This window comes from Facklamia sp. P9177 (assembly GCF_050409585.1).
Taxonomy (GTDB): domain Bacteria; phylum Bacillota; class Bacilli; order Lactobacillales; family Aerococcaceae; genus Facklamia.
Genome location: NZ_JBNUPE010000003.1, coordinates 170,649 through 180,695, shown reverse-complemented (window position 1 = coordinate 180,695; position 10,047 = coordinate 170,649). Strand labels below are relative to the sequence as shown.

At 36.8% G+C, this 10,047-nt stretch carries 20 protein-coding genes and 1 pseudogene; all 21 read left to right on the top strand.

Annotation, left to right across the window (positions count from 1 at the left end; genetic code table 11):
- A pseudogene (locus tag ACQV18_RS02755) lies at positions 1–91 on the top strand (site-specific DNA-methyltransferase); the annotation flags it as partial.
- Positions 92–115: 24 nt separating this feature from the next.
- Complete coding sequence (locus ACQV18_RS02750; RefSeq protein WP_428875927.1) at positions 116–517, top strand: YopX family protein; 402 nt, start codon at positions 116–118, stop codon at positions 515–517.
- A gap of 2 nt (positions 518–519) precedes the next feature.
- Positions 520–714 (top strand): hypothetical protein, encoded by a 195-nt coding sequence (locus tag ACQV18_RS02745; protein WP_428875928.1) that lies wholly within the window; start codon positions 520–522, stop codon positions 712–714.
- Positions 715–837, top strand: coding sequence for a hypothetical protein (locus tag ACQV18_RS02740; RefSeq protein ID WP_428875929.1), 123 nt, complete (start codon positions 715–717; stop codon positions 835–837).
- Complete coding sequence (locus ACQV18_RS02735) at positions 838–1,317, top strand: hypothetical protein (RefSeq protein WP_428875930.1); 480 nt, start codon at positions 838–840, stop codon at positions 1,315–1,317.
- 241 nt (positions 1,318–1,558) lie between these two features.
- Positions 1,559–1,951 carry a hypothetical protein gene (locus tag ACQV18_RS02730; protein WP_428875932.1) on the top strand — a complete coding sequence of 131 codons (393 nt, stop codon included), beginning with the start codon at positions 1,559–1,561 and terminating at the stop codon, positions 1,949–1,951.
- A complete protein-coding gene (locus tag ACQV18_RS02725) occupies positions 1,938–2,078 on the top strand; it encodes a hypothetical protein (RefSeq protein ID WP_428892520.1) in 141 nt (46 codons plus the stop codon). Before ACQV18_RS02730 ends, ACQV18_RS02725 begins: the two co-directional genes overlap by 14 nt.
- Positions 2,075–2,242, top strand: a complete 168-nt coding sequence (locus ACQV18_RS02720; protein ID WP_428884880.1) for a hypothetical protein — start codon at positions 2,075–2,077, stop codon at positions 2,240–2,242. Before ACQV18_RS02725 ends, ACQV18_RS02720 begins: the two co-directional genes overlap by 4 nt.
- Before the next feature lie 121 nt (positions 2,243–2,363).
- Positions 2,364–2,780, top strand: a complete 417-nt coding sequence (locus tag ACQV18_RS02715; protein ID WP_428884879.1) for a transcriptional regulator — start codon at positions 2,364–2,366, stop codon at positions 2,778–2,780.
- 432 nt (positions 2,781–3,212) lie between these two features.
- Positions 3,213–3,404, top strand: coding sequence for a hypothetical protein (locus ACQV18_RS02710; protein WP_428872875.1), 192 nt, complete (start codon positions 3,213–3,215; stop codon positions 3,402–3,404).
- A gap of 59 nt (positions 3,405–3,463) precedes the next feature.
- On the top strand, positions 3,464–3,925 hold the full coding sequence (locus tag ACQV18_RS02705; protein WP_428872876.1) for a helix-turn-helix domain-containing protein: 462 nt from the start codon (positions 3,464–3,466) through the stop codon (positions 3,923–3,925).
- Positions 3,912–5,342: a phage terminase large subunit gene (gene terL, locus ACQV18_RS02700; RefSeq protein WP_428892519.1), complete on the top strand. Its 1,431-nt coding sequence runs from the start codon at positions 3,912–3,914 to the stop codon at positions 5,340–5,342. The genes ACQV18_RS02705 and terL overlap by 14 nt, the downstream gene beginning before the upstream one ends.
- A 12-nt stretch (positions 5,343–5,354) precedes the next feature.
- Positions 5,355–6,899, top strand: a complete 1,545-nt coding sequence (locus ACQV18_RS02695) for a phage portal protein (protein WP_428892518.1) — start codon at positions 5,355–5,357, stop codon at positions 6,897–6,899.
- Entirely contained in the window at positions 6,877–7,854 is a 978-nt protein-coding gene (locus tag ACQV18_RS02690; RefSeq protein ID WP_428892517.1) for a minor capsid protein, read from the top strand. The genes ACQV18_RS02695 and ACQV18_RS02690 overlap by 23 nt, the downstream gene beginning before the upstream one ends.
- Positions 7,851–8,009 carry a hypothetical protein gene (locus ACQV18_RS02685; RefSeq protein ID WP_428875942.1) on the top strand — a complete coding sequence of 53 codons (159 nt, stop codon included), beginning with the start codon at positions 7,851–7,853 and terminating at the stop codon, positions 8,007–8,009. Before ACQV18_RS02690 ends, ACQV18_RS02685 begins: the two co-directional genes overlap by 4 nt.
- Before the next feature lie 60 nt (positions 8,010–8,069).
- The gene (locus ACQV18_RS02680) at positions 8,070–8,222 is read left to right on the top strand and encodes a hypothetical protein (RefSeq protein ID WP_428892516.1); all 153 of its coding nucleotides are present in this window, start codon (positions 8,070–8,072) and stop codon (positions 8,220–8,222) included.
- Positions 8,223–8,246: 24 nt separating this feature from the next.
- Complete coding sequence (locus ACQV18_RS02675; RefSeq protein ID WP_428892515.1) at positions 8,247–8,450, top strand: hypothetical protein; 204 nt, start codon at positions 8,247–8,249, stop codon at positions 8,448–8,450.
- Positions 8,451–8,533: 83 nt separating this feature from the next.
- Positions 8,534–8,731 carry a hypothetical protein gene (locus ACQV18_RS02670; protein ID WP_428892514.1) on the top strand — a complete coding sequence of 66 codons (198 nt, stop codon included), beginning with the start codon at positions 8,534–8,536 and terminating at the stop codon, positions 8,729–8,731.
- 25 nt (positions 8,732–8,756) lie between these two features.
- On the top strand, positions 8,757–8,972 hold the full coding sequence (locus ACQV18_RS02665; RefSeq protein ID WP_428872884.1) for a hypothetical protein: 216 nt from the start codon (positions 8,757–8,759) through the stop codon (positions 8,970–8,972).
- Positions 8,973–9,075: 103 nt separating this feature from the next.
- Positions 9,076–9,720 (top strand): capsid assembly scaffolding protein Gp46 family protein, encoded by a 645-nt coding sequence (locus ACQV18_RS02660; RefSeq protein WP_428892513.1) that lies wholly within the window; start codon positions 9,076–9,078, stop codon positions 9,718–9,720.
- A 20-nt stretch (positions 9,721–9,740) separates the two neighbouring features.
- Positions 9,741–10,046: a hypothetical protein gene (locus tag ACQV18_RS02655; RefSeq protein WP_428892512.1), complete on the top strand. Its 306-nt coding sequence runs from the start codon at positions 9,741–9,743 to the stop codon at positions 10,044–10,046.
- Position 10,047: the final 1 nt, after the last annotated feature.

Genomic DNA, 10,047 nt, shown 5'->3' with positions numbered 1-10,047 from the left:
TTCTTACGGTTTTGAAATAAAAAAAGATTTTTATAAAAAGGCAAAAGAAGAGATGTTATCTAATGTGCCTTTGCAAAGCAGTTTATTTTAAACAATAAAAGAGGAGGATAAATAAATGCTACCAAAATTTAGAGCGTGGGATAAAGCGACAAACAAAATGCGAGGTTGTTATGGATTTAATGAGATGGAAAACGAAGTATACGTATCTAGTGTCGCTAATGACGAGTTTAATGGGAGATTAAGAACAGTTCATGCTGTTAAATGCAGACCTGATGAAGTTGTTCTTATGCAATCAACATTTCTTAAGGACAAAAATGGTACCGACATCTTTGTCGGCGACATAATCAAAACCGACTCAACACAGGGTGTGGTTTTATACGATGTTTTAGAGGGCTTATATCACATTAACGGAGATCCCTTGCAGTATTTCGTTAGCGAAACGAATTCTAATAATTCTCAAACCGAAATTCAAGTCATCGGAAATATCTATGAAAACCCAGAACTATTGGAGGACTAAAAATGAAAAGAGAAAAACTTGAAACCTATTTAGGTAAGAATGTCGAATTATCATTTTTTGATGGCGATGTCATTCGTGGTGTATTAAAAAAGAGTGAATATCCAAAATATTATTGTTGTTTTAGGCCTATAAAGAGTAATACATATTTTAGGACCAGTCACGTTAAAAAAATAAAAGAGTTATTGGAGGACAAGTAAATGAAAGAATTAATAAAAGAAATTGAACAGTTTGTCGATGATGCCTTAGACCCAGATGTTGAAGATTTTTTATTAATGCTAAGAGATAGGTTACTTGAACTGGAAAAGAAGGAGGCTGATTAAATGTTAACAAAAGAATTTATTAAAAAAGTTAAAGAGATTAATGAAGATTGGGAAATCGGAGTAGTGGATAAGGGTATATACATTAAAATAGGTAGTGCATATTATTGTAGTGTAAGAACTAGTGAAACCTATGCGCTCGATACAAGATATGAAAATTTTTATGAAATGAGCGAATCAGATAAAGAAAACCTTTTAAAACTATGCGTAGAATACGCTTCGACACCGATTGAAGAGCGAGAAATAAAATTATCAGATGTTGAAAAGAATGTCTTGGAAAATGTATGTGATATATATTATTTGGCAAGAAATAAAGCAGGGTGGTTATATGCTTATTATGATAAACCACACAAAGCATATGATGCATATTGGTCTACCAGCGATAATGGTGAACGTATCGAATTAAATGATAATTTATTCCCTTTCATCAAATGGGAAGATGAGGAACCGACTAAGATTAGCGATTTGTTGGAGGTTGACTAAATGAATATGAATCAATTAAAGTTTAAAAACTTATGTGCTGATTTATTTGATTTATCGACTGAGAATTTATCAGAGAGAGAATTAAACATGTTATCCAAATCGGTAAATTATGCAAAATGCATCATTGACAAAGAAAGTAAAAGGAGACAACTAAATAAAGAGGTGACTAAATGCACCTAATCATTCCAGTGCTTTTAACCGTACTTATCATGTCAGCAATTTACAGAAAGGACGAGTTTGATTGAAAGAAAAAGAATTCACCGAATCAATAAACAATTTAATTCTGTTAGGAAAAGAGCAAGGACTAAGCACAAAAGGAATTTCAGACAAATGGCATACTTTTGATGAGCTTTACTATCATCGCATGATGTTGTTTGCTATTATCTGCAATCAAAACAAAGAGATTGCATGGAAAGCTAAAAAACATAGTGACGGAACAATGTTTGAAGATAGTTTTAATGTTGGAATTAATACTCCAGAAGGTCAATATACTTATCACTATCATTTAAAAGATTGGGATATGTTTAATGTAAAAGAATTGGAATATGCGCCAGAATATGACGGGCATAAACCAGCAGATATTGATAGGTTGTTAAGTATTTTAGTGGGGAGTGAAATCGTTGAAAAAACGTAAGGCAGGCGACCGCTACCGTCCGATTGTAACGATCAAGAAGATGAAGAATGGGAAAGCAACCGTTATTGAAGCGAGTGGGAACACTTATATCTTAAGACACCCTGACCAGTATAGGAGGAAAGCATGAAGCAATTTAAGATTTTAGTAAAAGATGTTCACGGAAATCAAAGATATGTTTACTTTGATGCTAAAACGATTCAAGAAGCAGAAACTGAAGCAAAAGCAAAATATCATTCAGTAGTTGCCATTGAAGAAGTAACGCCAAGCATGGATCTGTTCGAGGTGTTTTAAAATGACGAATGATAGGCACAGAGCAGTAGCGAGAGCAAAGTATAATACGTTTTTGCGACTATCAAAAAAGATAAAGCATCTAACGCTGAAAGCTTTGAGAGGTATATTTGGAGGTGATTGATTGAAGCGCAGTACATTTAATTATATTCAGGATATATTGAGAGATTATCCGAAACTTGATAAATACATCGAAGAACGAGAAGAAGAATTGCGTTATCCGTTTAAACCAACCGATATTAATGCTGGTATTCAAGGCAATGGACGTAACGATAAGATGACTAATATGTTGATAACCATCGAAGAAGATAAAAGAATCACTGCATTAAGGCGTAATCAACGTGTTATATCGGACAATTTGGACGAATGCGATGAAGATACTAAAACAATTATTAATGAATTGTATCTCAAAAAATATCCTAGGTACACAATGAACGGATTGGTAGAAAATAAGATTATCTATTGTAGCAGAAGTCAGGCTTTTAATTTAAGAAATAGATTCTTCGAGAATATCGCTGATGATTTAGGACTAGATAAATAGATTGTGGACTTTTTGTGGATTTTGAAGGGTAGTATATGTGTTAAATTTGTATTGTGGGAAGTTAACAAACAGACCGCATTTTTAATCCCAGTTGGTGCAGTTCGCCTAGAGCGTGTGGAAAACTAACAGACTGGTCGCCGAAAGGTGAGTATATAAACAAAGTCTATGTATTGTGTTCTAAAAAATATAGACAAAACGACTTTTAGCAACTGTGGCGGAATAGGTAGACGCTTAAAAGGGATAAGACATATTACGTGGGCAACCCTTGAACAGTGATATGTTATGTAAGGTGCAAATCCTTACCAGTTGCATTGCGGACTTGTGATTGTTCCGCTCACTCGCAAAACCAAAACCACCTCCTTTCTTACCACCCTATGCGACGAGGGTGGTTTTTGGTATATTTAATTCATTAAATAATGAGGAGGCGAGAATATGGAAATCAGAGTCGTGGATAACGAGAAATCTAGAAAGGTAGTTTCGTTTTTACAGCTCGCAAATGATTACACTCCACAAGTTGGTAGAGAGATTAATTATCAAGGAAAAAGATACAAAGTAATCGATAATAATACAGGTCCGCTAATGCCAGAAAACGAAAAGTGGATTATGGTTGTAGAAATTAATTAAGTATAAAAAAAGGCATCTTAACCGGTGTCTTTTTATTATGCACAGAAAGGAGTGAGGCCGTGGCTAAATACGAGTATTGGATAACAGAAGAAGGTTTATTAGAGATCGAAGGTTGGGCAAGAGACGGCCTCACGGACAGACAAATATCTCACAATATAGGCGTGAGTGAGCAAACACTTAATAACTGGAAAAAGAAATACCCTTCAATATTTGAGTCCTTAAAAAAGGGTAAAGCCGTAGTAGATAGGCAAGTAGAGAATGCCTTACTTAAAAACGCACTCGGCTATAAATACACCGAGGAAATGGTAACAAACAAAGGCGAGGTTGTAGAAGTTGAAAAGTATGCACCGCCTAATACCACCGCACAGATATTTTGGTTGAAGAACCGAAAACCTAAAGAGTGGCGAGACAAACGTGAGACTGAAGTAAGCGGTGGAATGAATGTTAAGACTTCTAACCCGTACGACGAATTAAGTGTCGATGAGTTGAGAAAGTTGGCGGCTAAATATGGTGAAGATTGATGTTCAAGAGGTTCGAAAAGCTCTAGCTCGCAAGAGTTTTTTTGATTACTGTCAACTAACAACTCCTAAGTTTTATAAACCGTCACGGCAATATTTAATCGACTTATGTGATGACATGCAGGAGTTCTTAACAGACGATAATGATATTTTAGTGGTCAACGTTCCACCAAGACATGGTAAATCACTGACATCTACAAAATTTACACAGTGGCTACTAGGTTTGGATCATAATAAACGCGTTATGACAGGGTCATATAATGAAACTCTATCAACAAACTTTTCTAAACAGGTGCGTAATGCTATCTCAGAAGTGAAAGCTCAAGAAGATATTATCGTTTATAGCGATATTTTCCCCGGTACTAAGATAAAGTTTGGTGATGGGGCAATGAACATGTGGAGTTTAGAAGGAAGTCCAACCGTAAACTACTTAGCTACTTCGCCTACAGGAACGGCAACCGGATTCGGTGCCGATTTTATTATTATTGATGACTTGATTAAGAGTGCTGAAGAAGCAAATAATGCAAATGTTTTAGAAAAGCATTGGAGTTGGTTCACTGATACAATGCTATCCCGTTTAGAAGAGGGCGGAAAGTTACTTATCATCATGACGAGGTGGCACTCTAAAGACTTAGCAGGTCGCGTATTAACGGATTTAAGTAGAGAATACAAGATCAAGCACATTAATCTTAAAGCGAAACAAGATGACGGCACAATGCTTTGCGAAGAAGTGTTATCAGCTCGTGAATTTAACAGAAAAACAAAGTCGATGAGTCCTGAAATAGCCGCAGCAAACTACCAACAAAGTCCAATAGACATCGAAGGAGCTTTATACCGTGGATTCAAAACCTATACCGGCGAACTACCAGAATTTAAACAGATTCGATCCTATACGGATACGGCGGACACGGGGGCTGACTACCTCGCAACCTACATCTATGGCGTTACTTTCGATAATGAGGCATATATCTTGGACATCTTGTTTACAAAAGACGCAATGGAAATTACAGAACCAGCGTTAGCAGCGAAGTTGTACGAAAATAAAGTGAACGTTGCAAAATTTGAATCAAATAACGGTGGACGGGGCTTTGCAAGAAGCGTCGAACGCATATTAAATAGACAATTTAATAGCAATTACACAGTAATCAATTGGTTCCATCAAACCAAGAATAAAATAGCTAGGATACTGACTCATGCTTCATGGTGTGTGGAGCATATTTATTTTCCTGAAGGTTGGCATAATAAATGGCCAGAACTTTATGAACAACTAATGTCCTTTCAAAAAGAAGGCAAGAACAAACACGACGATGCACCCGACTCATTAACGGGGGTTGCTGAAGACGTGAGTCAATTTATTGTAGACGATAGCGACGTCGAAGAAGAATACGATATTTTAAGAAGAGGTTTCGGCTTCTTGTAAGGAGGTAATTAAATGCAAGATAACGCAACACCATTTATAAATTCTTTTGGGAAGCGAAAAAGACTTAAAAAGCGATTCCACGAAGAGTCGCGTTTAAGGTACCGCGTCAATGATATGAATAGCCTTCTCGATAACAACTATGAATTGCTAATCAAGTACATCAACCATCACCGTGAAATACAGCAACCTCGATTAATCGAATTACAAGACTATGCAAGAGGTGATAACCACACGATTTTAGAGTATAACCGAGTGAAAAATAAAGAAATGGCAGATAATCGCCTCGTTCATAACTTTGGTGATTTAGTAGCGACGTTTATTCAAGGGTATATTGCTGGTAAAGAAATAATTGTCGAATACTATGACGAGGAATTAGAAGAAGAAGAAAACGCGACAATTAATGACTTTCTACATGAAGTAGATCGACAGAACAATACGTATCAGCTTAACCGATCACTGATTAAGACGATTGCAGAAACAGGCAGAGCTTATGATTATGTTTATCAAAATCAAGAAGACAAGATCCGCATTCGTAAGTTTGATGTGAGACAGACTTTTGTTATTTATGACAACACCCACGCTGAACATTCCGTCGCTGCCGTAAGATACTACCCAAAAACGCAATTTACTTCTGAAGATGACAACACTTTAATCGTTGAAGTGTATGGTAATGATAATTACATTTACTTGTTGGAGCTTAAGCAAAACGAACTTTTTGATGAGGACATCGATGAATACGCAGTCAATCAAATCCAAATTACTGAATACCTTGGTAACGAGTTAGGAATTGGAGCCTATGAAACACATCTCAGTAAAATTGATGCTTACGACGCGGCACAATCGGATACAGCAAACTATATGCAGGATATTTCAGATGCCATATTGATGATCAAAGGTCTAATGCACATGCCTCGAAACTCTACACCGGAACAACAAATAGATTGGCTTCAAAAAATGCTGCAATCCCGTCTTATGCACTTGAAACCTCCTACTGACCAAGACAATAAACCGGTGGGAGATGTTGACGCGAAGTTCCTACAGAAGTCTTATGACTCGGGCGGTGCTGAAGCGTTTAAGACGCGTTTGAAAGACGATATTCACGCTGAAACAGGCGTGCCTAATTTAAGCGATGAAAAGTTTGGGGGCGTTCAAACGGGCGAAGCAGTCAGACAGAAAATGTTTGGTTTAGACCAACGTATTATTGACACGATGGCACATTTTGAGAAGTCACTGAAACGCCGATATGAGCTTATCGGCTACTTAGGTGTTGAAAATGGATCGATTCTAAATTTTAACATTGATCATTTAGATATTCGATTCACATTGAATTTACCGAAAGCACTTAAAGAAGCGATAGAAGCCTTCAACGCTTTAGGAGGAGAGATGTCTAACGAAACTATTTTAGAGATTACTAATATCACAGATAATGTCTCTCAAGAATTGGAACGTCTCAAGAAAGAAAAGATTGACGATGAAGGCTTAATACAAAACCTTGCTAAGAAACAAAGAATGACAGACTTGGCGGTGAATAGCGATGCCGAAGATCAAACCGAGTAATCTCCCGGACAACCTTTACTGGCGAGAACGCGTTAACGCAGAAATGATAAATCGCATCAAAGATGAAGAGTCTTTTCGCAAAGAGCTAGACACGCTTTATAGAGGAGCGCAAAAGAATATTGAAACAGAAATTGATGCTTTTCTACACAGATACGCCAGTAAAGAAGGAATTACTAAACAAGAAGCTAAAAAACGTGTATCAGCTATGGATGTAGAAGCCTTTGCTGATAAAGCAAAACGCTACGTAAAAGAGAAAGATTTCAGCCCTGAAGCGAACGCAGAACTTAAGTTATATAACTTGAAAATGCGAATGAACAGGGCTGAACTTTTAGTTTATCACGTTGACTTAGAATTAGTCGCTATGCATGACGGTCAGTATAAGTTGATGAAGAAGTTCATCGAGAATGGATTCGTTGATGAAATCATAAAGCAAAGTGGTATTTTAGGCGAAAGCGTACCTGATCAAGAAACAATCCGACGGATAGGTAAAGCTGTTTTAAATGTAAGGTACGAGGGTGCTACTTGGTCTGAAAATATTTGGCAAAAACAAGACCAACTGCGAATTGATGTAGCAAAGATGATGTCTAACAATTTGATGCGAGGAAAAAGCTCAAGAGACCTCGTACCAATACTAAGAAAAAGGTTTAAAGTGAGTACTTATGAAGCCCATCGCTTAGCTGTAACTGAACAAGCGAGGGTTCAAACCGAAGGTGCTTTAATCGTTTTTAAAGAGAACGGCTATGAGAAGTTTAACCTAATTCCAGAACCAAGCGCTTGCGATCTTTGTAAAAATGTAGCAGACAACAACCCATTTCTAGTAAGAGATATGATAATCGGACAAAACGCCCCACCCATTCACCCTCATTGCCACTGTGCAGTAGCGCCCGCCGTTGATGAAGCTGTTTTAGATGAACTGTTTAAAAAATATGAAGCAAACAAAGGAGCGATCTTATGAAAGTAAGAAAAGTTACTGCTGAATACAAGGAACTTAATACATTGAGTAAATTGGTATTTATTGCAAAAGACATCTTAAGTGGAAAGGCTCTAAAACATAAAGACGGTGAGATTCAAGTGACTTCTTATAAGTTCGTCAAAAAAGGTAATGACTAAAGAAGGGGCTTTTTAAAGCAACATAAAACGGGTCGAATTGATTTTGATATAGGAGGGAATATGAAAGAACTAATTGAAGAATTAAAAAAGATAACAATCGACGAGGAGAGACTTATCGGTGTATCACTCGATATCGGTTATGACCCAGAGTGGAATGAGACAACTATTGATGTCTCAGTAAAAGTTAAAGGGGAATTCGAACCCAAGGAATGAATTTGAGTTATAGGAGGTTAGTAAATGACAAAACCACGAGTAATAGACATTGAATTTGACGGTTCTGATTGCAATTGCTCGCTTTTAGGAAAAGCACGTATCTGGCTAAAAGCTAGACTATTTGAACTGAAATACTATATTAACCCCATTACTGTTCAATTGATATATAAAAATAAACCGTTCGGTGAGAAACTCAAATACCGAGTTCGAGTTAAAATTGTATTCTAACAACGAGAGATGTGATCGATGTGCGGCATATAGATAATGAATTAGCTAAGAAAATAAAATAACCTTTCGAAAGGAGTGAGGGAATGAAAGATAACGAAACGACGACTAACACTTTTCCGACAATAAGCATAATTCAAATCATTTTTGTTATCGCTAAGATTCTGGGTTATATCAATTGGTCTTGGTGGCTGGTCTTTGCACCACTGTTGTTCCAGATAGTTATTGCGTTGGTGTGTTTAATAATATTACTCGGAATCTACATTTACTTAGATAAAAAATAAAATAACCTTTTCAAAAGGAGGAAGTATGAGGAGAGTATTAATAAGGTTATCTAATAATGATTTAGAAGCTATAGCTAATGGTAGAGAAATAGAAATTGAGACAAATAATGTTGGGAAGATAGTTCTAACCCCGGCTATAACTCAAGATGTTGCGCTACCAATTATTAATGACCCGGTGAAACTAGTTAACACAACAATCAATAAACAACGTATCAATATTATGGAAAGTGCAAGTTGGTAAGTCCTAGAAATAGGGCTATTTATTTTGTCCAAAACGTGCTTATGACATTAAAAGACGCATGGAAATCCATAGTCAAACAAGACTCAAAAAAGGAGAAATGATTGTGAAGAAGAATCTCAGAGGACTACCTCTCAACTTACAACTATTTGCTGACTCTACTGAACCTACTGATCCAAATGCTAGCAACGATCAAGAAGAGGAAGTAAATAACGATGAAACAAACGTCGATGATGGAGAGAAGAAGTTTAGTCAAGAAGAGCTAAACACTGTTGTTGAAGAACGCTTAAAGCGAGAACGTGAAACGGCTAATAAAAAACAAAAGGAAGCTATCGATAAAGCAGTAAAAGAGGCATTAGCAAAAGAAAAGACTTTAGCTAAAATGTCGGATGCTGAAAAACGCGAACAGGAATTAAAAGATCGTGAAGAAGAAATAGCTGCAAGAGAAGCAGAAGCCGATTATAAAGAACTCTTATCAGACACTAAAAATGTTTTAGCAGATAAGCAGTTTCCTACAGAGCTTGCTGAATTAATCGTCGTTAAAGGCGACGTCGTAGAAACTAACGAACGTATTAATCGCTTCGAAGAAATCATCAAACAACGTGATGCTGAGCGTGATAAAGCTCGTCTGCGTCAAAAGGATCCTCGTGTTGGAGGACAATCATCGTCAAGCAATTTATCGGAAGGTGCAAGAATCGCTAAAGAACGCAATGAAAAACAACAAAAACCAGTTGTATCTAACTGGGGTTAAATTAACAAGGAGGAAAACAAATGCCATTTATTAAAGATGTTGAATATCAAGGGAAGGTTAACTTCTTAAAATCTGCTCACGTTGTAGCATTTACGCAAACCGCTACAAAAGCAATGGATAAAAAAGGTAAAGGGGTTATTCCAGCAGGAACCGTCTTCCCTGCTAACGACGGAACGGCTATCGGTATTTTATATAACGATGTCGACGTATCAGCAGGAGATCAACCTTGTTCGGTAATTGTTGAAGGTTATATCTTAAAAGACCGTTTACCTGTAGAGCCAACTGCTGAAGCAATTGCCGCAATGAAAGAAATTAAATTTTATTAGG

Coding starts and splice junctions, on each gene's coding strand:
- ACQV18_RS02745 (WP_428875928.1), top strand. CDS start 520: ATGAAAAGAGAAAAACTTGAAACCTATTTAGGTAAGAATGTCGAATTA.
- ACQV18_RS02710 (WP_428872875.1), top strand. CDS start 3,213: ATGGAAATCAGAGTCGTGGATAACGAGAAATCTAGAAAGGTAGTTTCG.
- ACQV18_RS02690 (WP_428892517.1), top strand. CDS start 6,877: ATGCCGAAGATCAAACCGAGTAATCTCCCGGACAACCTTTACTGGCGA.
- ACQV18_RS02680 (WP_428892516.1), top strand. CDS start 8,070: ATGAAAGAACTAATTGAAGAATTAAAAAAGATAACAATCGACGAGGAG.
- ACQV18_RS02720 (WP_428884880.1), top strand. CDS start 2,075: ATGAAGCAATTTAAGATTTTAGTAAAAGATGTTCACGGAAATCAAAGA.
- ACQV18_RS02675 (WP_428892515.1), top strand. CDS start 8,247: ATGACAAAACCACGAGTAATAGACATTGAATTTGACGGTTCTGATTGC.
- ACQV18_RS02665 (WP_428872884.1), top strand. CDS start 8,757: ATGAGGAGAGTATTAATAAGGTTATCTAATAATGATTTAGAAGCTATA.
- ACQV18_RS02670 (WP_428892514.1), top strand. CDS start 8,534: ATGAAAGATAACGAAACGACGACTAACACTTTTCCGACAATAAGCATA.
- ACQV18_RS02750 (WP_428875927.1), top strand. CDS start 116: ATGCTACCAAAATTTAGAGCGTGGGATAAAGCGACAAACAAAATGCGA.
- ACQV18_RS02735 (WP_428875930.1), top strand. CDS start 838: ATGTTAACAAAAGAATTTATTAAAAAAGTTAAAGAGATTAATGAAGAT.
- ACQV18_RS02685 (WP_428875942.1), top strand. CDS start 7,851: ATGAAAGTAAGAAAAGTTACTGCTGAATACAAGGAACTTAATACATTG.
- ACQV18_RS02655 (WP_428892512.1), top strand. CDS start 9,741: ATGCCATTTATTAAAGATGTTGAATATCAAGGGAAGGTTAACTTCTTA.
- ACQV18_RS02740 (WP_428875929.1), top strand. CDS start 715: ATGAAAGAATTAATAAAAGAAATTGAACAGTTTGTCGATGATGCCTTA.
- ACQV18_RS02695 (WP_428892518.1), top strand. CDS start 5,355: ATGCAAGATAACGCAACACCATTTATAAATTCTTTTGGGAAGCGAAAA.
- terL (WP_428892519.1), top strand. CDS start 3,912: ATGGTGAAGATTGATGTTCAAGAGGTTCGAAAAGCTCTAGCTCGCAAG.